Origin of the sequence: Microbacterium jejuense (assembly GCF_019511665.1) — a bacterium.
Lineage (GTDB): Bacteria > Actinomycetota > Actinomycetes > Actinomycetales > Microbacteriaceae > Microbacterium > Microbacterium jejuense_A.
The window spans coordinates 382,703-403,554 of record NZ_JAEUAW010000003.1 but is presented as its reverse complement, the minus strand read 5'-3'; the positions used below and the strand labels follow the sequence as shown (position 1 = coordinate 403,554).

At 73.2% G+C, this 20,852-nt stretch carries 16 protein-coding genes; 7 read left to right on the top strand and 9 right to left on the bottom strand.

All coding sequences use genetic code 11. The annotated features are described in order from the left end of the window. The first annotated feature begins 26 nt into the window (after positions 1-26). Positions 27-719 carry a general stress protein gene (locus JNB62_RS05890; protein WP_220299925.1) on the top strand — a complete coding sequence of 231 codons (693 nt, stop codon included), beginning with the start codon at positions 27-29 and terminating at the stop codon, positions 717-719. After that, positions 716-1,399 carry an alpha/beta hydrolase family protein gene (locus tag JNB62_RS05885; RefSeq protein ID WP_308291733.1) on the top strand — a complete coding sequence of 228 codons (684 nt, stop codon included), beginning with the start codon at positions 716-718 and terminating at the stop codon, positions 1,397-1,399. Before JNB62_RS05890 ends, JNB62_RS05885 begins: the two co-directional genes overlap by 4 nt. Positions 1,400-1,403: 4 nt before the next feature. Here JNB62_RS05885 and JNB62_RS05880 read toward each other — a convergent pair whose 3' ends face one another. Then, positions 1,404-2,609 (bottom strand): citrate/2-methylcitrate synthase, encoded by a 1,206-nt coding sequence (locus JNB62_RS05880; RefSeq protein WP_220299924.1) that lies wholly within the window; start codon positions 2,607-2,609, stop codon positions 1,404-1,406. An 88-nt stretch (positions 2,610-2,697) separates the two neighbouring features. Between JNB62_RS05880 and JNB62_RS05875 the strand changes: the two genes are divergently transcribed. Further along, a complete protein-coding gene (locus tag JNB62_RS05875) occupies positions 2,698-3,843 on the top strand; it encodes a citrate synthase (protein WP_220299923.1) in 1,146 nt (381 codons plus the stop codon). Between the two features lie 6 nt (positions 3,844-3,849). Here JNB62_RS05875 and JNB62_RS05870 read toward each other — a convergent pair whose 3' ends face one another. Genes JNB62_RS05870 through JNB62_RS05860 form a run of 3 tightly spaced genes read right to left on the bottom strand, consistent with a single transcriptional unit; the run spans position 3,850 to position 8,154 of the window. After that, positions 3,850-5,646 (bottom strand): gamma-glutamyltransferase family protein, encoded by a 1,797-nt coding sequence (locus JNB62_RS05870; protein ID WP_220299922.1) that lies wholly within the window; start codon positions 5,644-5,646, stop codon positions 3,850-3,852. Between the two features lie 5 nt (positions 5,647-5,651). Continuing rightward, positions 5,652-7,085, bottom strand: a complete 1,434-nt coding sequence (locus tag JNB62_RS05865) for an aminopeptidase P family protein (RefSeq protein ID WP_220299921.1) — start codon at positions 7,083-7,085, stop codon at positions 5,652-5,654. Positions 7,086-7,131: 46 nt separating this feature from the next. Next, positions 7,132-8,154 carry an endonuclease/exonuclease/phosphatase family protein gene (locus JNB62_RS05860; RefSeq protein ID WP_220299920.1) on the bottom strand — a complete coding sequence of 341 codons (1,023 nt, stop codon included), beginning with the start codon at positions 8,152-8,154 and terminating at the stop codon, positions 7,132-7,134. 84 nt (positions 8,155-8,238) lie between these two features. Between JNB62_RS05860 and JNB62_RS05855 the strand changes: the two genes are divergently transcribed. Further along, positions 8,239-9,102 carry a PHP domain-containing protein gene (locus JNB62_RS05855; RefSeq protein WP_220299919.1) on the top strand — a complete coding sequence of 288 codons (864 nt, stop codon included), beginning with the start codon at positions 8,239-8,241 and terminating at the stop codon, positions 9,100-9,102. 58 nt (positions 9,103-9,160) lie between these two features. Here the strand turns inward: JNB62_RS05855 and JNB62_RS05850 are convergent, their stop codons facing one another. Continuing rightward, positions 9,161-9,595 (bottom strand): SHOCT domain-containing protein, encoded by a 435-nt coding sequence (locus JNB62_RS05850; protein WP_220299918.1) that lies wholly within the window; start codon positions 9,593-9,595, stop codon positions 9,161-9,163. 102 nt (positions 9,596-9,697) lie between these two features. After that, on the bottom strand, positions 9,698-11,215 hold the full coding sequence (locus JNB62_RS05845; protein ID WP_220299917.1) for a DEAD/DEAH box helicase: 1,518 nt from the start codon (positions 11,213-11,215) through the stop codon (positions 9,698-9,700). 195 nt (positions 11,216-11,410) lie between these two features. On the opposite strand from JNB62_RS05845, the gene JNB62_RS05840 reads away from it, so the two are divergent. Next, complete coding sequence (locus tag JNB62_RS05840) at positions 11,411-12,124, top strand: ferritin-like fold-containing protein (protein ID WP_220299916.1); 714 nt, start codon at positions 11,411-11,413, stop codon at positions 12,122-12,124. Positions 12,125-12,186: 62 nt separating this feature from the next. Here JNB62_RS05840 and JNB62_RS05835 read toward each other — a convergent pair whose 3' ends face one another. Both JNB62_RS05835 and JNB62_RS05830 read right to left on the bottom strand, forming a co-directional pair. Further along, the gene (locus tag JNB62_RS05835) at positions 12,187-12,477 is read right to left on the bottom strand and encodes a hypothetical protein (RefSeq protein ID WP_220299915.1); all 291 of its coding nucleotides are present in this window, start codon (positions 12,475-12,477) and stop codon (positions 12,187-12,189) included. 9 nt (positions 12,478-12,486) lie between these two features. After that, a complete protein-coding gene (locus JNB62_RS05830) occupies positions 12,487-12,711 on the bottom strand; it encodes a DUF3107 domain-containing protein (protein ID WP_018171265.1) in 225 nt (74 codons plus the stop codon). Between the two features lie 156 nt (positions 12,712-12,867). On the opposite strand from JNB62_RS05830, the gene JNB62_RS19545 reads away from it, so the two are divergent. Further along, positions 12,868-16,104, top strand: a complete 3,237-nt coding sequence (locus JNB62_RS19545) for an ATP-dependent helicase (protein ID WP_220299914.1) — start codon at positions 12,868-12,870, stop codon at positions 16,102-16,104. Further along, positions 16,101-19,451, top strand: coding sequence for an ATP-dependent DNA helicase (locus JNB62_RS05820; protein ID WP_374450427.1), 3,351 nt, complete (start codon positions 16,101-16,103; stop codon positions 19,449-19,451). The genes JNB62_RS19545 and JNB62_RS05820 overlap by 4 nt, the downstream gene beginning before the upstream one ends. A gap of 30 nt (positions 19,452-19,481) precedes the next feature. On the opposite strand, the gene JNB62_RS05815 is transcribed toward JNB62_RS05820, so the two are convergent. Continuing rightward, on the bottom strand, positions 19,482-20,834 hold the full coding sequence (locus JNB62_RS05815) for a phosphotransferase (RefSeq protein WP_220299913.1): 1,353 nt from the start codon (positions 20,832-20,834) through the stop codon (positions 19,482-19,484). Positions 20,835-20,852: the final 18 nt, after the last annotated feature.

The window sequence follows — 20,852 nt, the reverse complement described above, 5'->3', positions numbered from 1 at the left end:
TCCGCGTGCCGTGGGAGGATGGGGAGATGACCATGATGGGAGGACGCTTCCCGCAGGGTTCGGATGCCGTCGGTCAGACGGTGGCCGACTTCCCGACGTACGAGGCGGCGCAGAAGGCGGTGTCATCGCTGATCGCGGCCGACATCCCGGCGCGCGACATCGCGATCGTCGGACAGGGCCTGCGCTCGATCGAACGCATCACCGGCCGGCTGGGGTACGCCTCGGCGGCACGATCGGGGGCGGTGAACGGCATCCTGCTGGGGCTGCTCTTCTCGGCGATCCTCGTGATCGGGTCGCCCTCGGTGCCGATCCAGGCCTTCGTGGGTGTGCTCTTCGTCGGCATCGCCATCGGCATGCTCATGAGCATCGTGGCGTACTCCTTCGTCCGCCGTCGCCGCGACTACGCGTCCGTCATGCAGGTGCTGGCCGACCACTACGAGGTGACCGTCGCACAGAACAGCGTGCAGCGCGCCCGCCAGGTGCTGGGCCCGCTGTCGAGGTCTGCGGCCCCGTCGTCCCCCGTCCCGTCCGCTCCGGCTCCTGCCGCTCCAGCTCCTCAGCCCACAGAGCCGCCCAAGTACGGCGAGCGTGTGGCGTCGTCGACGGATGCCGCGCCCACGAGCGCCCCGGCCGCCGAGGCTCCGGAGGCAGCGCCTGAGTCCCCGGGTGAGGACGACAGCGGCAGCCGAACGCCGCCCCGCGAGAACGACTCGGCGTGAGCACACCCGCGGACTCCGCCCGCATCGCGGTCGTCCTGCCGACCGGTCCGGTCGAGGTGCCGGCCGAGTTCGAGGTGCCGGCGAACCCCTGGGCGTTCGCGGCGGTGGCGCACGGGGCTGGCGCCGGGTACCGGCATCCCTTCCTCCTCGGGTTCGCCGGCGCTCTCACGCGTCAGGGCGTCGCGACCGTGCGATTCAACTTCCCGTACGTCGAGCAGGGACGGCGGATGCCGGGTCCCGCCGCGCACGCGATCGCGACGTGGGCGGCGGTCGACGCCGTCGTGCGCGAACGGGCGGCGGGGCTGCCGGTGTTCGCGGCAGGCAAGTCGTATGGGGGACGCATGGCTTCGATGGCGGCCGCCGAGGGCGTCATCGAGCCTGCCGGTCTCGTGTACCTCGGCTATCCGCTGCATCCGCCCGGCCGACCCGACAAGCCGCGCGTGGAGCACCTCCCCGACGTCCCGCAGCCGCAGCTGTTCGTCGAAGGGACGAACGACCCGTTCATCGACCCGCACGCGCAGCTTGAGGCGGCCGTCGCGTCGTGCCGCACCGCCGACGTCGCGTGGATCGACGGCGGCGGGCACTCGTTCGAGGTGAAGGGGCTCAAACGCCCCGCGCCCGACGTCGCGGCCGATCTCGCGCCCGCAGTGGTGGCGTGGATGCGGGCGGTCGCGGCCTGAGGGGTCAGCCGGCCGCAGGCGGTCCGACGTAGCGCCCGCGCGGCCGCAGCCGCATCGGCGTCTGCGCGTACTCGTCGACGGCGTGGGCGATCCAGCCGGCGAGGCGGCCGATCGCGAAGACGACCGCGCCGGCATCGTCGTCCATGTCGCCCCACAGTGCGAGGGCGGCCAGCGCGAGGTCGAGGTTCGGACGCGCGTCGGCGTGCCGCGCGACCTCGGCGGTGACGGCATCCACCACGCCGACGACCTCGTCGCCGCCCGGCGCCGTGGCCAGCAGCTCCCGCAGCACGACGGCGCGCATGTCGCCGCCGGCATACAGCGCCTGCCCGAAGCCGGGGATGCCGCGACCTCCGTCGCGCACCGCGCTCGCGATCGCCGACGCCGGGGGCTCTCCGGCCTGCACGGCGCGGAGCATCCGTGCGGCGCCCCTGCTGGCGTGGCCGTGGAGCGGCGTGTCGAACGCGCCGAGCGCGGCGGTGACGATCGCGTACGCCGAGCCGCGGGCGGATGCCGCCACTCGGGCCGCGAGCGTCGACACCGCGAGGTCGTGGTCGACGACGAGCACGAGCGCGGCATCCACAAGACGCGCGCCGCCCTCGCGCGGGCGCCCTGCCAATGCGCGCCACAGTGTCGCGGCGATCGACTCGCCGGGCCCGGCCGCATCGGCGAGGGCGGCGGGCAGCCCCCGGAGCAGCCTTGCGCCGGCCCGCGTCATCGCGTCGGCGGAAGAGTCGTCGCGCAGCGGGTCGGTGCTCGCGAAGGCCGTCAGGGCTGCCAGCAGGCGGTCCAGCGGCGTCGCCGCATCGCCGAGCGTGGCGACGGTGCGGCGCGCGCGGGCGAGATCCGCGTCGTCCGGGCCGCGGAACTCGGTGACAGCCCACAGCCACCGGACGACCTCCTCGAAAGTGGACTCGCGGGCGAGCCGCGCCGCGGATCGCTCGCGGAAGAAGAGCTCATCGTCCTCGATGTGCGCCAGGGCGGTGTCGAGCACCATGAGCGGCATGCCGCCGCCGGACGGCTCCACCGCGCGCGGCGCCACGCGGCGGCGTCGCAGCGCGAAGGCCTCGACCTCCAGGGGATCGAACGACGACCCCGACGCGTCGCGCTCGCGCGACAGCAGTCCCCGCGAGACGTAGGCGTACAGCGACTCGGGTTTGACGCCGAGTCGGGCGGCGGCCTGCGCCGCGGTCAGTCGGGGGAGCTCGGTCATGAGGTTGATCCGATCAAGATTGACGAAACGAGGATCAAGTTCCGACACTGACTGTAGCGCGTGAGGGACGCGCGGGACGGAGACCGAGATGGATGCCACGAAACCGACGATCGACGTGCCGCGCGGGCTCGCGGGCGTCGTCGTCGCCGAGACGACGGTGGGCGATGTGCGCGGGGGCGAGGGCTTCTACCAGTACCGCGACCGGTCGGCGGTCGAGCTCGCCGAGACGGCCACGTTCGAGGACGCCTGGCAGCTGCTCGTGACCGGCGAGGCCCCGACCGAGGCCTCCGCCACGGCCTTCCGGACTCGCGTCCGTGCCGCGGCGGCGGACGCGGGGCGGGACATCGATGTTGTCGGCACGGCGGTCGCGCGCCTGACTCCGGACGTGCTGGCCGGGCTGGCGGCCGCCTGGCCGCTGCTGGCCGCGAGGCGCGGCATCCGTCCCCTCTACGACAGCGATCCCGCCGCCCGCGAGGCGGACGCCGTCACGATGGCCGCCGTCACGGCACCTCTCGTGGCGGCGCTCTGGCGACGCTCCCGCGGCGAGGAGCCGCTGCCGGCCCTGGCGGGACGAGGAGTGGTGGGCGAGTACCTGCACCAGGTGACGGGCGTCGTGCCGACGCCCGCCGTGGAACGGGCGCTCACGGCGTATCTCGTCTCGGTGATGGACCACGGCTTCAACGCCTCGACATTCACCGCACGGGTCATCGCGTCGACAGGTGCGGACGTCGCGGCATGCCTGACCGGGGCGCTCGGCGCGCTCACCGGCCCGCTGCACGGCGGGGCGCCGGCGCGGGCGCTCGACGGGCTCGATGCCGTGGGCACGTCGGACCGGATCGAGCCGTGGATCCGAGGCGAGCTGGCCGCGGGCCGACGGCTCATGGGCTTCGGGCACGCCGTGTACCGCACCGCCGATCCGCGTGCGCAGCTGATGAAGCGCGTCGCGCAGGGCCTCGGCGGACCGCGCGTCGCGCTCGCCGCGGAGTTCGAACGGACGGCGGAGCGCCTGCTCGCCGAGGCGAAGCCCGGACGCGAGCTCCACGCGAACGTCGAGTTCTGGGCAGCGATCGTGATGGAGCAGTGCGGACTGCCCCGCGAGATGCTCACGCCGACCTTCGCGATCGCCCGCACGATCGGGTGGACCGCGCACATCCTGGAGCAGGCCGCGGACCCGAAGATCATCCGCCCGTCGGCGCGCTACGTCGGCCCGCCGGTTCAGCGGCCTGCGGCGTAGCCTTGCTCAGCGGCCTGCGGCGTAGCCTTGCATGCCGCGGGGGTTCGCGGCGGCCCACAGCACGCCCGAGGCATCCCGTCCTGCGGCCGAGACGCGGCCGAGCGCCCAGTCACCGGCGCGGGTCACGACGTGTCCGCGGCGTTCGAGGCCGGCGATGACGTCGTCGCCGAGCCGGTTCTCGACCACGGCGCCGGCGGGACTCCAGGTGCGCGGCCAGAACGACTCGGGCAGTGCGCTGGTGTGCAGCGCGGGCGCATCGATCGCCTGCTGCGGCGTGTAGCCGCCGACGATGATGCGCAGCAGGGCCAGCAGCTGCCACTGGTCCTGCTGGTCGCCGCCGGGGGACCCGATCGCGAACTCCGGGCGCCCGTCGCGGAGCACCAGCGTCGGAGTGAGCGTGGTGCGGGGCCGCTTCCCCGGGACGAGCGACGAGGCGTGGCCCGGTTCGAGCCACGTCATCTGCAGGCGGGTGCCCAGGCAGAACCCGAGCGCGGGGATGGTCGGCGAGGACTGCAGCCAGCCACCGGACGGCGTGGCCGACACGATGTTGCCCCAGCGGTCGATCACGTCCAGGTGGCAGGTGTCGCCGCGGGTCTCTCCGGTCTTGGCGACCGTCGGCTCGCCGGTTCCGACGGCAGGCGCGTCGTACGACGTGCGCAGCGGCGGACGGAAGGGCGTCAGGCCGGGGAGCCCGCCCGGCCGGAACTCTGCTGACGCGCGGTCGTCGATGAGACCGCGGCGCTCGGCCAGGTAGTCCTCGTCGAGGAGGGTCTCGAGGTCCACGTCGGCGTCGCCGAACCATGCGTCGCGATCGGCGTACGCGAGCTTCTGCGCCTCGAGGATCGTGTGCGCGCCCGCCTCCTGCGACGGGTCGAGCAGGTCGTCGTCGAGGGGGTCGAGCATGCCGAGCACCTGCAGCAGGGCGGGGCCCTGCGTCCACGCGCCGGCCTTGGCGATGGTGCGTCCGCGGAACTCGCGCGTCACGGGCGGCTCGTAGCCCGCCTCGAACGCGGCGAAGTCGTCGGCCGTGATGACGGCGGCGTGGGTGCTGCCGCCCGAGTGCCGGTGAGGCTGTGCGAGGAACGCGGATGCCTCGTGCGCGACGATCCCCGTCCGCCACTCCGTGCGCGCGGCATCGATGCGGGCCGCGCGCCCGACCGGGCCGTCGTCGCGCACGGTGCACGACGCGTGGACGAGTGAGTCGAGCACGTCCGCGTACGCGGGGTTGCGCATGATCCGCCCGGCCGCAGGGAGTTCGCCGTCCGGCATCCAGAGTGCCGCCGAGGTCGTCCAGTCCTCGCGGAACAGGTCGGCGACGCGCGCGATCGTGGCTGCCGCGCCGGCGACCAGCGGGTGGCCGTCGCGCGCGTAGCCGATCGCGTACGCGAGCACGTCGGCGAGCTCCCACGTGCCGTGGTCGCGCAGCAGCAGCAGCCACGCGTCGACGGCGCCCGGCACGGCGGCAGCCAGCCCGCCGGCGCCCGGCACGAGGTCGAGGCCCTCGCCGCGGTAATGCTCGATCGTCGCCGCGGCGGGGGCGGGGCCCTGGCCCATCAGGACCGTCGGGCCGGCGGCATCCGCTGTCTGGAAGATGCCGACGAGGTCACCGCCCGGTCCGTTCAGGTGCGGCTCGACCACATGGAGGACGAATGCGGCGGCGACCGACGCGTCGAACGCGTTGCCGCCGCGCTCGAGCACGGCCTGGGCCGTCGCGGTCGCGAGCCAGTGGGTCGACGCGGACATGCCGAACGTGCCCGTGAGCGTCGGACGCGTCGTGAAGGACGGGGGAGGCGTGTACGTCACGGTGCTCAGTTCGAGGCGCGGCCGCGGGCGATCCAGGCCTCGACCTCGTCGGCGGTGCGGGGGATGCCGGCGGAGAGGTTGACCGGACCGTCGGCGGTCATGAGGATGTCGTCCTCGATGCGCACTCCGATGCCGCGGTACTCCTCGGGCACGGTCAGGTCGTCGATCTGGAAGTACAGCCCCGGCTCGATCGTGAAGACCATGCCGGGCTCGAGCAGACCGTCGTAGTACATGTCGCGCCGCGCCTGTGCGCAGTCGTGCACGTCGACGCCGAGATGGTGGCTCGTGCCGTGCACCATGTAGCGGCGGTGCTGACCGCCGCGGTCGGCGTCGAGGGCCTCTTCGGCGGTGACCGGGAGGAGGCCCCACTCGGCGACCCGCGTCGCGATGACCTGCATCGCCGCCTCGTGCACGGACCGGAACTTGACCCCCGGCTGGGCCGCGGCGAACGCGGCGTCGGCCGCCTCGCGCACCGTCTCGTACACCTTGCGCTGGATGTCGGTGAACGTGCCGCTCACCGGAAGGGTGCGCGTGATGTCGGCGGTGTAGAGGCTGTCGACCTCGACGCCGGCGTCGATGAGGATGAGGTCGCCGGGCACCACGGCCCCGTCGTTGCGCGTCCAGTGCAGATAGCAGGCGTGCGGGCCCGATGCGGCGATCGTGTCGTAGCCCACCGCGTTGCCGTCGCTGCGCGCGCGCTGGTGGAACACGCCCTCGACGACGCGCTCGCCGCGCGGGTGCTCGATGATCGCGGGCAGGTTCGCGACGATGTCGTCGAAGCCCCTCGCCGTGACCTGCACGGCGAGCTCCATCTGGGCGATCTCGTAGGAGTCCTTCACGAGGCGTAGCTCCGAGACGAAGCGCGTCAGGTCGTCGTCCTCGTCGACCACGAGGTCGCCGTCGCGCGGCTCGAAGTCGTCCACGTGCGCGGTGGCCAGGCCGAGATCCGCGGCGACGCCGTCCAGGGCGGGACGCGGGCCGATCCAGAACTCGCCGATCGAGGCATCGGAGTAGAACTCGCTCGTGGTGCGGTCGGCGCGCTCGCGGAAGTAGAGGGTCACGTCGTGGCCGCCCGTCGCGAGCGGCTCGAACACCAGAACGGCTCCGGGCTCGGCGTCCGAGGCCCATCCGGTGAGATGAGCGAAAGCCGAGTGGGCGCGGAACGGGTAGTCGGTGTCGTTGCTGCGCTGCTTGAGCTCGCCCGCCGGGACGACGATCCGCTTGCCCGGGAACGCGGCCGACACGGCCTCACGGCGCGCGGCGGCGAACGGCGCCTGGTCACGCGCCGGGGGCGCCTGATCGGGCCGCTCGGCCCAGCCGGTCGAGATCGTGTCGAGGAATCCCTGGCCGAACGGCTGGCGGCGGTTCGTGCTGGTCGAGGTGTGCGTCTCTGCGGTGCTCGTGGCGCCCGCGGACGCCTCGCTGGCTGCGGTGCTCATGCGTCCAGTCTCGCATGCGGGGCAGGCCGCCGCGCGGGCGCGTGCGTCAGCCGGCGGGCTCGTACTGGACGATCAGCGGCCGGTGGTCGGATCCCGAGCCGTCGAGCGAGCGCAGCACGATCGAACCCGTCGCCCGCCACTGCTCCGAGGCCATGATGTGGTCGATCGGGGCGCCGAGGATCGCCGGCACATCGGTCGCCCACGTGCCCAGGGCTCCGTTGCCCGTCTCGACCGCGGCGTCGGTGCAATGGCCGAGCGTCGCGCCGTCGATGCCGAGACCCGACATGTGGTCGACCGTCGCGTTGAAGTCGCCCGCCATGATGACGTTGCCGTCGCCGCACTGGTCGGCGAGCCACTGCAGATCGTCGCGCCAGTCGTCCATGTACGCCTTGCGCGGCGCCACGGCGTGCGCGGCCACAACGATGGGGCCGTCGCCCGAGACCGGCATCGCCACGGCGCTCGGCACCGTCGACGTGTTGCTCGTGCCGTCGGCCGAGGACTCGATGACGGAGTACTCGCCGAGGTCCGGCGAGATGAGCAGCGTCGTCGAACCCGCGTCCCACTCCGTCGAGGGGTCCTGCGCGTGATGGGCCCACATGCGGTGCCCGAGGTCGCGCATCGCGACGGCCACCGCGGCCCCCGTCTCGATCGTCGTCTCGGGCAGCGCCACGATGTCGGCATCCATCGCCACAGCGATCTTCGCGATCGACTCGGGCGAGGTCGCGGGGCCCGCGGTGTTCCACGTCATGACGCGCACGCTCGACGCGGTCTTCGCGGGCAGCGGATCGGTGCCCATCCCGCCGCGCGAGGCGACGACGGCGCCGTTGCCGACGAGGCCCACCGCCGCCACGACAGCCAGCGCGAAGGCGAGAGGACGGATCGGGCGGGCGATCGCGAGCAGCAGCATCAGGACCACGGCGGCGGCGAACGCGAGCACCATCACGCCGCGGAAGGACACCAGCTGCGCGATCGGGTACACCCGCTCGACCCGGAAGAAGCCCGGCCACGTGAGCACGGCGACCGCCATGGCGCACAGCACCGTGACGAGGATCCCGAGCAGGCGCAGCACAGCCGCGACTCTATGCGCCCTGGCTGGGAGATCGGTCAGCGCCGCACCGCGTGTTGCCTGGTATCGCCGCGCTACGCTCGGAGGATGCCGACGACGCAGCGCTTCGAGGGTCCGAGCGACCTGCACCTGCACTCGGCTCACTCCGACGGCACCCAGCCGCCCGCGGAGGTGATGGCCTCCGCGCACCGCCACGGCGTGCGCACGGCAGCCCTCACCGATCACGACACGACCGCGGGCTGGGCCGAGGCGGCCGAGGCGGCGACATCCCTCGACATGACGTTCCTGCCGGGGATGGAGCTGTCGGCCCGCCACGAATGGCGCAGCGTCCACGTGCTGGCGTACCTGCCCGACCCCGACGATCCCGAGCTGCGGGCGATGACGGAGCGCATCCGGTCGTCGCGACTGGACCGCGCCCGTCTCATGGCCGACCGCATCGCTCGGGACTACGACCTCGTGTGGGACGACATCCTCGAGCAGACCACCGACGGGGCCACCGTCGGGCGCCCCCACATCGCCGACGCGCTCGTGGCGCGAGGCCTCGTCCGCGACCGCGCCGAGGCGTTCGCGGGCATCCTCAGTCCTGGCGGCGACTACTACGTCGCGCTGTACGCGCCCGACCCGGTCACGGCCGTCGCGCTCGTGACGGGCGCCGGGGGAGTGCCCGTCATCGCGCACCCGGCGGGACGCGCCGGCCTGCTGCCGGCGAAGCTGCTGCAGCGCATGCTCGACGCCGGTCTCGCGGGCTTCGAGCTCGGCCACCGCGAGAACCGCGAGCCGGGGCTGCAGACGCTGCGGGACCTGTGCCGCGAGCGGGACCTCATCGTGACCGGCTCCAGCGACTATCACGGCCTCGGCAAGCCGAACCAGCCGGGCGAGCACACCACCAGCGACGACATGGTCGCCCGCATCATCGAACGCGCAACGGGAAGCGCCCCCGTCTACCCGTGAGGGCGGACGGGGGCGCTCGCGTGGACGCGGATGCCGCGACCGGGCGTTCGGCGCGGACTCAGCCCAGCGCCTTGGCCTTCAGCGCGTCGTACTCGGCCTGCGTGATCGTGCCGGCGTCGAGCAGCGACTTCGCCTTCGCGATCTCATCGGCGGGGCTGGCGGCGCCGCCCGCGACCGACTTGATGTACGCGTCTTGGGCGCTCTGCAGCTCGGACGCCTCCTTCGCGCTGCGCTGGGCCATGCCGCTGCCGCGCGCGATGAGGTAGACGAGCAGCGTCAGGAACGGCACGAAGATCAGGAAGATGATCCACACGGCCTTCCACCAGCCGTTCAGCTTGTGGTCGCGGAACAGGTCGCCGATCACGGCGAACAGCGCGAACAGGTACGCCATGAAGAAGAAGATCCAGAGGAACCACCAGATGATGTCCCAGAACGAGCCCCAGAAGCCCTGGTACTCGTAGCTGATGGGCACGGCGTTTTCGATGAATCGCACGGTATGCCTTTCGTCGATGAGAGTCGCGGCATCCCGCCGCGTGGCCCTCACATTAGCGCTGAAAGAACGCTGAATGTCGGAGCCGCGACCTCACATCGCGCTTCAGGCGCCCGCGGGAGCGGCGCCGCCGCCCGCACCGCCGCGCCGGCGTCGGCGACGACGCGGTGCGGGGCGCCCGTCGTGGTGCTCCTTGCCGCCGCCGTCGTGCGTTCCGGCGCCCTCCGCGCCGCGCTCCCCGTCGGCCTGCGCGGACTGCTCGCCGGCGGGCTTGGCGCCCGCCTCCGCGGCCTCGAACGTCGAGCCGACGCGCTCGGCCGATCCGCCGGAGCGGCGGCGACGACGCCGGCGCGTGGTGCCCTGACCGTCGTTCTCTGCCGCGGCTGCGGCATCCGCGGCCTTCTCCGGCTGGACGCGCACGGCCTGCGTCTTGGGCGCCGTGGCGATGCGGCCCTTCGTACCGGCGGGGATGTCGAGGTCGGAGTACAGGTGAGGGCTCGACGAGTAGGTCTCGACGGGCTCCGGTTGGCCGAACTCGAGCGCGCGGTTGATGAGGGCCCACTTGTGCAGGTCCTCCCAGTCGACGAACGTGACGGCGATGCCCGTCTTGCCGGCGCGGCCGGTGCGGCCGGCGCGGTGCAGGTACGTCTTCTCGTCGTCGGGGATCGTGTGGTTGATGACGTGGGTGACGTCGTCGACGTCGATGCCGCGCGCGGCGACGTCGGTCGCGATGAGGACGTCCTTCTTGCCGGCCTTGAACCCGGCCATCGAGCGCTCGCGCGCTTCCTGGCTCATGTCGCCGTGGACGGCGCCGGCGTTGAAGCCGCGGTCGTTCAGCTCGTCGACGAGCTTCTGCGCCGCCCGCTTGGTGCGCGTGAAGATGACCGTCTTGCCGCGGCCTTCGGCCTGCAGGATCCGGGCGATGACCTCGTCCTTGTCGAGCGAGTGCGCGCGGTAGACGAGGTGGCGGATGTTCGCCTGCGTGAGGCCCTCGTCGGGGTCGGTGGCGCGGATGTGGATCGGGTTCGACATGAACCGGCGCGCCAGCGCGACGATCGGGCCGGGCATCGTGGCCGAGAAGAGCTGCGTGTGCCGTACGGCGGGGACCTTCGAGAAGATCTTCTCGATGTCGGGGAGGAAGCCGAGGTCGAGCATCTTGTCGGCCTCGTCGAGCACAACCTCCGTCGCGTGCGACAGATCGAGCAGACGCTGGTTATTGAGGTCGATGAGGCGGCCGGGCGTGCCCACCACGATCTGCGCGCCCGCCTTGAGCTGGTCGATCTGGCCCTCGTACGCCTTGCCGCCGTAGATGGCGACGACGCTCGTCGAGCGGTTCGAGGTCAGCATGTCCATGTCCTCGTACACCTGGACGGCGAGCTCGCGCGTCGGCACCACGATGAGCGCCTTGACGCCCGGCGCGGGGTCGGCGCCGAGACGCTGGACGACCGGGATGCCGAACCCGAAGGTCTTGCCAGTGCCGGTCTTGGCCTGTCCGATGATGTCCTGCCCCGGAAGCCCGAGGGGGATCGTCTGCTCCTGGATGGGGAACGCGTCGACGATGCCCTTTGCAGAGAGTGCGTCGACGATGTCCTGATCGACGCCGAGATCGGCGAAGGTCGTCACGATGTGTGCCTGTCCGGCAGTGGGATGCTGCCTGGTTTCGTGCCCGGGCGCTGGAACCGGCCTTCTCGAGGCCGTCCGCGCGGGCGGAAGTGCGATCCACGCCCTTCTTTCCCACAGGCGCGGGCGCCCCGATCCGACGCCGGGGCCGAGACCACGATACCGGAGGACGCCCGGACGAGCACTTAGGCTTCGTACATGGTCAAGTGGTTCTGGCAGCGCCGCGGCGCGGAGCGCAAGCTCCAGCTGCGCTCGCGCGGCGACCTCGGCGGCGCCGACCGCGTCGACTTCGAGGAGCTCGCTCCCGACATCGACACGTTCCTCGGTCAGGCCGCGTACCTGCAGCTCGGCTACTTCGAGACCCTCACGGAGCTCATCCAGACCCTGCCGGAGCTCGCCGAGAAGGAGGCGGTGGCCCGGGCCGCCGGCGCGGCGCTGACCAAGCACGAGGCGCTCGTGGCCCTTATCCGCGAGCGCGGCGACGACCCGACCGAGCTGATGCGGCCGTTCCGCGAGCCGCTGGACGCGTTCCGCGTGGCGACCCACGGCGTGCGGCCGCAGGAGACGATGCTCTCGGTGCACATCACGGCGGGCATGCTGGACGACTTCTACCTCGCGCTGTCGGCCAGCTACGCCGAGACCGGGCGACGGGTCGCGCGCATCCTCCAGGCGGACTCGGACCGTCAGGCGATCGTCGAGATCCTCGCCGACACCATCGCGAGCGATCCGGAATGGAAGTCGCTGCTCGCGCTGTGGGGACGCCGCCTCGTCGGAGACACCCTCCTCATCGCACGCGCTGCGCTGCGCCCCATGACGGTGGGCTCCGCCGTCGAGGCGAAGGTCGAGCCCGTCTTCACCGAGCTGATGGCCGCGCACTCGCGCCGCATGGACGCCATGGCCCTGGCCGCCTGAGACGAAGAGATCCGGGATGCCGCGGCTCGCGGCATCCCGGATCTGTGTCGTTCGCGGGCGTCTCAGCCGATGCCGAGGCGCGCCTTCTCGCGGGCGTCATGGGCGACGCGCACGCGCGACGTGATGAGGATTGCCGGGTAGGTGACGACCGCGGGGACGATGAGGGCGGCCAGCCAGGGCCACGGCGTGTCGATGCCGACGCCGAGCCACGTGAGCAGCGTCCACGCGGCGCCGGCCGAGACGGCGCCGATCATGGGCGCCAGCGCGACGCCGCGTGTGAGCCGCTGGTGCAGCTGGAAGTGGATGCCGATGCCGACGACCGCGCCGACGATGAACGCGATGAGGATCTGCATGGCTGCGGATCAGGCGACGAAGCCGACGCGGCGCGACTCTTCGGAGCCGAGCTCGACGTACGCGAGGCCTGCGGTCGGGACGATGTACGAGTTGCCCTTGGCGTCGGCGAACGTCACGTGCGTGGCTCCGGCGTCGAGGGCGGCGGCGATGGACTTCTTGACGTCGGCAGCGGGCTCGTTCGTCTCGAAGTTGAGCTCGCGGCCGGTGTTCGCGATGCCGATGCGGATCTCCACGTGACTGACCTCCTGCGCGGGGCGATGGTTGCTCGGTGCGAGGCTGAGGCTCCCCGGACGCATGGCAACTCTACGACACCGCGGAGGGGCGGCCGCCCGTCGCCGGAACGCTCTGGGCGAACGGCCGATGTCGTCTGCTCGCGCTAGCTTCGAAGGGTGACCCCGGGGAGCCAGACCACCGTGCCGTTCGTGCCGGATCCGCACCAGCGTGCGGTGATCGCGCTGCCGGCCGACGCGTCGGGCGTCGTCGTCGGCGCTCCCGGCTCCGGCAAGACGGCGACCCTGGTCGCGCGCGTCGCCGCCCTCGTCGAGGCCGGGGCCGACGCCGACTCGGTGCTGGTGCTGACGCCGTCCCGCCAGACAGCCACCGTGCTGCGCGACCGCCTCGGACTCGCGGTGGGCGTCGCGACGGCGGGCCCGCTGGCCCGCTCGGTGGCCTCTTACGCGTTCCAGCTGGTGCGGGCGCACACGGTGGCGGTCGACGCCGACCCGCCGCAGCTGCTCACCGGCGGCGACGAGGATCAGATCATCCGCGACCTGCTCGACGGCGACGCCGAGGACGAGGCGCACGGTCCGTCGCGGTGGCCGGAGTGGCTCGGCCCCGCGATCCGCTCGACGGCGGGCTTCCGCACCGAGGTGCGCACCTTCCTCGCCGAGTGCACGACGCTGGGCATCGAACCCCCGCGCCTGCGCGAGCTCGGCGAACGACTCGGGCTGCCGGCCTGGACGTCGCTCGCCTCGTTCGCCGACGAGTACCTCCAGGTGCGTGCGGCGATGCGCGGCGCGCACCGCGACGCCGCGGGGCTCGTGCGCGAGGCCGTCGGGCTGCTGCGCGCGCGACCTGTCGCCGGGGTCCCCGCGATCGACCGCGTCCGGTTCGTGCTCGTCGACGACGCGCAGGAGCTGACGCTCGGTGGCGTCGAGCTGATCGAGGCGGTGCGGGGGCACGGCGCGGCGGTGCTGGCCTTCGGCGACCCCGACGTCGGATCGGGGTCGTTCCGCGGCGCGACGCCCGAGAACTTCGCCCGCCTGGCCGCGTCGCTGGGCACCGTGCACGTCCTGGCCGAGGGGCACCGCGGAACCGCGTGGCAGCGCGAGCTGGTCGGACGCGTGACGCAGCGGATCGGCGCGGTCGGTGTGGTCGCGCACCGCGCAGCCGCAGCGGGCGCCGAGCCGGACGACTCCGTGCGCGTGCTGACGCTGCGATCGCCGGCCGAGGAGTACGACGCTGTCGCCCGCGTCCTGCGCGAGCGGCACGTGCACGACGGGGTGCCCTGGCACGCGTGCGCCGTCATCGCCCACGACACACGGCAGGTCGCCGCGCTGGAGGCCGAGCTGTCGGCGCGCGAGGTGCCCGCACGGTCGAGCGGTCCGGGCCTCGCCCTCGGCACGCTGCGGCCCGTCGCCGACCTGCTGCGACTGGTCGAGCTCGCCTCGCGCGAGGACTGGACGTTCGACGACGTGCAGGCGGCGCTCGTGGGCACCTACGGCAGGCTCGACGTGATCGAGCTCCGCCGCCTGCGCTCGGCATTGCGGCACGCGGAGCTACGCCGCGCGCTCTCGGCTGCGGGCGACGACGGCGCGCCGGACGGCGAGGGGACGCGGATGCCGGGTGTCGAGCGGTCCGGGCGCGACCTCGTGCTGTCGGCCATGGCGCAGCCGCTCGAGTTCGACCTCGTCGACACGCGCGAGGCCCGGCGGGCGGGCGCGCTCGCGCGGACTCTCGCGGTGCTGCGCGACGACCTCGCGCGCGGCGCGACCGCGCACGAGCTGCTGTGGACGGCGTGGGAGCGCAGCGGTCTCGAACGGACCTGGTCCGAGCTCGCACGCGGCAACGGCCCTCTCGCCGAGCAGGCGAACCGCGACCTGGACGCGCTCGTGGCGCTGTTCCAGGCGGCCAAGCGGTTCGTCGAGCGCTCCCTCGACGCCGATCCTCGGGTGTTCGTGCGGTCGATCCTCGACAGCGGCGTCGCCGAGGACCGTCTGGACGCCCCGGCGCGCGACGACAGCGTGCGCGTGCTCACCCCCGCAGGTGCGCTGGGCCTGGAGTTCGACACCGTGGTGGTGGCCGGCATGCAGGACGCCGTGTGGCCCAACACCCGCCTGCGGGGCAGCCTGCTCGAGACCTGGCGACTCGCGGATGCCGCCACCCGGGCCGACGGCGAGTCCCTCGGTGCCTTCGACCGGCGCCGGGCCGCCATGCACGACGAGCTGCGGCTGCTCGCGCGCGCGCTGTCGCGCGCGACGACGCAGGTGGTCGTGACGGCCGTGGACGACGACGACACCGGCCCGAGCGTGTTCTTCGAGATGCTTCCCGATCCCGAGCCGTTCGAGCTCGACCACCCGGTCTCGCTGCGCGGACTGGTGGCGCGCCACCGCCGCACGCTGACCGCGACGGCGCCGCGCCCCGGCGCGGGCGAGCGGGACCTCTCACCGTCCGGTCGCACCGCCGCGCAGCAGCTCGTGTTGCTGGCGGAGGCGGGGGTGCCCGGAGCCGCTCCCGCCGAATGGTTCGGCATCGCAGCGCCCACCTCGACAGGGCCGCTGCGGGATCTGTCGAAGGAGGACGTGCGCGTCTCGCCGTCGCGGCTGCACGCGCTGGAGGAGTGCGAGCTCAACTGGGTCATCGGCGATCTCGGCGGTGATCCCGGCGGCACGACGGCGGGCCTCGGCACGATCATCCACGCCGCGCTCGAGCACGCCGCGGGCCACGACGAGGCGGCCCTGTGGGCGGAGGTCGAGTCCCGCTGGGGCGAGCTGACGTTCGAAGCCGACTGGCGCGACCGGGCCGAGCAGACCCGTGCGCGAGACCTGGTGCGCCGACTGCACCTGTACCTGCGGCGCTTCGACGACGCCGGCGGCAGGCTCATCGGCGCCGAACCCCACTTCGAGGTCGTCATCCCACTGGATGACCCGGCCGGCGGCGGCGAACCGGTGCCCAGCGGCGCAGACGGTCCCGGCGATGAGCACCGCGTGATCCTGTCGGGCTACATCGATCGCGTCGAGCTCGCGCCGGACGGCACCGTCGTCATCATGGACCTCAAGACGGGCAAGCGCGAGCCGCAGACCGACGCCAAGGTGCTCGACAATCCACAGCTCGCCGCCTACCAGCTGGCGTTCGAGGCGGGCGCGATCCCCGAGGCAGCCGGCTACGCGCCGGGCGGCGCGAAGCTCCTCGTGCTGCGGCCCACGGCCGCGCGCGCGGACTACGCGACGCCGTGGCAGCCACCGTTCGACGACGAGCGCCGCGCCGCCTTCGTCGGCCGCATCCGCACCGCCGTCTCGGTCATGCGGGGCACATCGTTCACCGCACCGTACGAGGAGCACTGCCGTGACGAGCATTCCTACGGCCTGTGCCGCATCCACACGATCGGCGCGGTGAGCGCCTCGTGACCATCGTCCAGAACACCGCCCGGGTGGAGGCGTCCCCGACGCCCCCGGTGCTGCCGGCGCGCGTCATCGCCGCCGCCCTCGGCCAGTTCCCGCCGACGGCCGAGCAGACCGAGGTCATCGAAGCACCGCTGTCGCCCGCCCTCGTCGTCGCCGGCGCGGGCAGCGGCAAGACCGAGACGATGTCGGCACGGGTGGTGTGGCTCGTGGCGAACGGCATCGTGCGCCGCGACGAGGTGCTCGGGCTCACCTTCACCCGCAAGGCGGCGGGAGAGCTGGCCGAGCGGATCCAGAAGCGGCTCGGCCGCCTGGCCGAGTTCGAGCGCCGGGGACTGCTGCCCGCGCTGCCCGCGCTCGCCGAGGCCGGGCGCCTCGACGTCTTCGGCGAGCTCGAGCGGTCCGGCGCCGACGGTGCGCGATCCACCGCCGAGCGCCACCGGCTGCTGGACGCGCTGGCGGCGGAGGTCGGCGCCGTCGCGCAGGAGTCCTCCGACGACGCGCTGCTGCACCGGCCGACGGTGTCCACGTACAACAGCTTCGCCGACCAGATCGTCCGCGAGCACGCGCTGCGGATCGGACGCGATGCCGAGGCCGCCGTGCTCTCGGAGTCCGCCGCATGGCTGCTCATGCGCCGCGTCGTGTTCGCCTCCGACGACCCCCGCCTCGAGACGCGGGGCGAGGCCGTGCGCAGCATCGTGGACGCCGCGCTGCGGATCGCGCGCGACGGCGTCGACAACCTCGTGGACTTCGACGCGCTCGCCGCGTTCCCGGAGCGGTTCCGCGCCGTGCGGGACCTCCCGTCGACGAACCGGCGCACGACCGTCTACGCCGAGGTGGCCGAGGCAGTCGACAAGGTCGACGCGCTCGCGATGCTGACGTCCCTCGCCCGCGAGTACGACGCCGAGAAGCGGCGGCTGGGCGTCATCGACTTCTCCGACCAGGTCGCCGGGGCCTTCGAGGTGGTCAGCAGCCATCGCGCCGTGGCCGACGAACTGCGCGACCGGTATCGCGTTGTGCTGCTCGACGAGTACCAGGACACCTCGGTCGTCCAGACCGACCTGCTGGCCACGCTGTTCGCGGGCACCGGCGTCATGGCGGTCGGCGACCCGCACCAGGCGATCTACGGCTGGCGCGGCGCCAGCGCGGGCAACCTCGGCGGGTTCGCCGACGCCTTCGCGCCCGACGGCGACTGCGCCCGATTCGCCCTGCTGACCTCGTGGCGCAACAGCGCCTCGGTCCTGACGGCGGCGAACGCCGTGCTCGCGCCTCTGGCGGAGTCCGCCGCGGTGCGTGTGCAGGAGCTGCGGGCCCGGCCGGGTGCCCCCGCCGGACTGGTCGAGCTCGGATTCGACAGCGACCTCGACACCGAGGCCGACCGGGTCGCGGAGTGGTTCGCGCGCGTGCGGGCCGAGCGCCGCGCCGAGGGACGCACCACGACCGGCGCGATCCTGTTCCGCAGCAAGAAGCACATGGTGCGCTTCGGCGACGCCCTCGGCCGGCGCGGCATCCCGCACCGCATCCTCGGGCTCGGCGGACTGCTGTCGACGCCGGAGGTGGTGGATGTCGTGTGCGCGCTGCGGGTCATCAGCGACCCGTCGGCCGGCTCAGCGCTCATCCGCCTGCTCGCCGGGCCGCGCTGGGCGATCGGGCTGCCGGATCTGCGCGAGCTCGCGGCACTGGCCCGCCGGCTCGCGCGACACGACGCCGCCCTCCAGCCGCTGGCTCCCGAGGTCGTCGAGCGGATCCGCGGCAGCGCCGGCGACGACGACGGCTCGCTCGTCGACGCGCTCGACTTCGTACTGCGCCAGAAGCCCGACCACGGCTGGCTCGAGGGGTTCACTCCGGCCGCGCGCGAACGGCTCCGCGAGGCGGCATCCGTGTTCGCGGGGCTCCGGCAGGCGAGCGGGATGCCGATCCCCGAGCTCGTGCGTCTGATCGAGCTCGAGCTGCGCCTCGACATCGAGCTCGCCGCCAACGAGTCGCGCGGCCCGGCACGCGTGGCGTCGGCGCAGCTGCGCGCGTTCGTGGACGAGGTGCACGCGTTCCTCGCCGCCGACGAGTCGGGTTCGCTGTCGAGCCTGCTCGCGTGGCTCGATCACGCCGAGCAGCTCGACGAGTTCGCTCCGCGCACCGAGCCGCCTGAGGACGACGTCGTGCAGCTGCTCACGATCCACGGCTCGAAGGGTCTCGAGTGGGACGCCGTCGCGGTCGTCCGCCTCGTCAAGGACGAACTGCCCAGTGCGCCGCGCGACACCAAGGCGTGGCTGGGCTTCGGCGTGCTGCCCTACGCGTTCCGCGGGGATTCGGCGTGGCTGCCCGCGCTCGCGTGGCAGTCCGCGCAGACGCAGCAGGAGCTCAAGGCGGCGCTCGATGCGTTCGTCGAGGCCAATCGGGCCCGGCAGCTGGAGGAGGACCGTCGCCTGGCGTACGTGGCCGTCACGCGCGCCCGCGATCACCTGCTGCTCACCGGCGCCTCGTGGTCGGGCACCAAGCGGCCCCGCAGCCGCAGCGTGTTCTACGCCGAGATCGCGGAAGCGCTCGGCGTGCCGCTTCCCGACGACGAGGCCGGCGATGACCCGTACCAGGGCGAGCGCCGCGTCCTGCAGTGGCCGATCGACCCGCTCGGTTCGCGGCGTACGGCCGTGCAGCATGCCGCGGCGGCCGTCGCATCGGCGGCCGCCGGGCCGCGCGGAGAACTCGACCCGCAGGCCGCGCTGCTGCTCGCCGAGCGCGACGCGCGCCGCACGCGGCCGGCGCACACGGCTCCGACCCGCATTCCGGCGTCGCGGTACAAGGAGTACGCGGCAGATCTCGAAGGCACACTCGCCCGCATCGCCCGCCCGCTGCCCGAGAAGCCGTTCCGGCAGACGCGCCTCGGCACCCTGTTCCACGCGTGGGTCGAGCAGCGATCGGGACGCGCGGGACTGGGCGGCTCGCTCGACGACTCGCTGTGGGAGCTCGACGACGACGCGTCCGGCACCGACGCCTCGGTCGAGGATGCCGCCGCGCTGGCAGTGCTGCGCGAGAAGTTCCTCGCGTCGGAGTGGGCGCAGCTGCAGCCGATCGAGGTCGAGACCGAGATCGACTTCACGACGACGGGGCCGGACGGCCTGCCGCACATCGTCATCTGCAAGCTCGACGCCGTGTACCGGCGCGAGGACCGTGGCGGGCGCATCGAGATCGTCGACTGGAAGACGGGCGCCGCTCCGCGCACCCCGGCCGAGAAGGACGAGCGCATGCTGCAGCTGGAGCTGTACCGCCAGGCGTACCACGCGAAGCACGGCGTCCCGCTCGACCAGATCGACGTCGCGCTGTACTACGTCGCCGCGGACCTCGTCCTGCGCAACTGACGTCGCCCCTCGCGGCTCGCTACGGACAGCTCAGTCGCTCAGCCAGCGGCGCAGCGCCGCCTCGGAGGCGCGTTCGGCCTCCGCTGCGGCATCCCCGCCGTCGTCGGGGCGTGCCGACGTCGCACCAGGAAGGGGGATCGGCGCCGTCGACAGGTCGTCGCCTGCGCGCGGTGCGGCCGGTGCAGGTTCGTCCTGAGGCAGGGACGACGCGAGCTCGGCGAGGTCGTCGGCCGACAGCTCCTGGGTGTCGCCGGGATCGGCCGCGCGCACCGCGCCCGACATGGCGCCGGTGTCACCCCGCGCGTCCTCCTCGGCGACCCAGCGCGCGAGCTCGTCGGGGTCGTAGGCGTCCGTGTGCATCGACGTGTCGATGACCGCGGATGCTCCGGCCGGGTCTGATCCGGGCATCCGCTCGAGCAGGGCGATGGCATCGTCGACGTCGAGCGGGTCGTCGGCGACGAGTGCGTCGCCGGTCACGCCGGCCGCGAGCGACTCCAGCAGCTCGACCGCGTCGGCGACGATGTCGTCGCGCGCCTCGTCGTGGCCGTGGATCAGCCACTTCGCGAACTCCAGCTCGGCGTACAGCCGTGCCCGTTCCCCCACACGCCCGTCGGGCGCGCGCCCGCTCTCGGCGAGGTACGCGGCGAACACGTCGGGGGCGGCGTCCGGCGCCGAGGCGAGCCATTGCAGATCGGTGGCGGGGTCTCCGATCGACAGGCCGTGCCAGTCCAGCAGGCCCGTGACGGTCGGCACGCCGTCGAGATCGTCGAAGACGAACGCCCCGGTGCCGATGCCGTCCAGCACCACGGCGGACTCGAACCGCCACAGCTCGTCGGCATCGACCGCGTGACGCCACCGGTCCTGCAGGGCCTTCGGCAGCCGGCGCGTGGCGGTCGCGCGATCGACGATGCGCGACACGTCGGTGCGCACCTGCGCAGGCGTACGCGCGGGGAGCCCCTCGGCCTTGACGACGGAATGCGGCAGCGCGTGCACGGCCGCGAGCGCGGCGCCGAGCGAGGTGGCCGCGCCCCGCCCCGCGGGCAGGTGGGCGGCATCCACGCGGTAGCCGGGGAGGAAGTCCACCACGACGGCACGGTCGTCGCCGATTCCCGTCTCGCCGAGCAGCTCGGGGGCGCGGAAGGGCAGCAGGCTGCGCACGCCGGGGGTGAGGGCGCGCAGCGCCCGCACTTCGGCGGCCAGGTCGGCGGCGGCATCCTCGTCTGCAGGGACGCGGACGACGACGCGACGGCCGTCGTCGAGATCCGCCACAGCGGAGTCGTAGCGGCCGTTCGCGCCCTCGGTCAGCACGCCGACCCCGACCACCCCTGTCCTCGGCAGAGCCGAGGTGACGGACGCGGCTAGAGTGAGGGGTGAGCGTGCCATGTGCCCAGGGTAGGTCGG

Coding starts and splice junctions, on each gene's coding strand:
- JNB62_RS05880 (WP_220299924.1), bottom strand. CDS start 2,609: ATGACCGAGCTCCCCCGACTGACCGCGGCGCAGGCCGCCGCCCGACTC.
- JNB62_RS05855 (WP_220299919.1), top strand. CDS start 8,239: ATGCCGACGACGCAGCGCTTCGAGGGTCCGAGCGACCTGCACCTGCAC.
- JNB62_RS05835 (WP_220299915.1), bottom strand. CDS start 12,477: ATGCAGATCCTCATCGCGTTCATCGTCGGCGCGGTCGTCGGCATCGGC.
- JNB62_RS05875 (WP_220299923.1), top strand. CDS start 2,698: ATGGATGCCACGAAACCGACGATCGACGTGCCGCGCGGGCTCGCGGGC.
- JNB62_RS05890 (WP_220299925.1), top strand. CDS start 27: ATGACCATGATGGGAGGACGCTTCCCGCAGGGTTCGGATGCCGTCGGT.
- JNB62_RS05840 (WP_220299916.1), top strand. CDS start 11,411: ATGGTCAAGTGGTTCTGGCAGCGCCGCGGCGCGGAGCGCAAGCTCCAG.
- JNB62_RS05815 (WP_220299913.1), bottom strand. CDS start 20,834: ATGGCACGCTCACCCCTCACTCTAGCCGCGTCCGTCACCTCGGCTCTG.
- JNB62_RS05865 (WP_220299921.1), bottom strand. CDS start 7,085: ATGAGCACCGCAGCCAGCGAGGCGTCCGCGGGCGCCACGAGCACCGCA.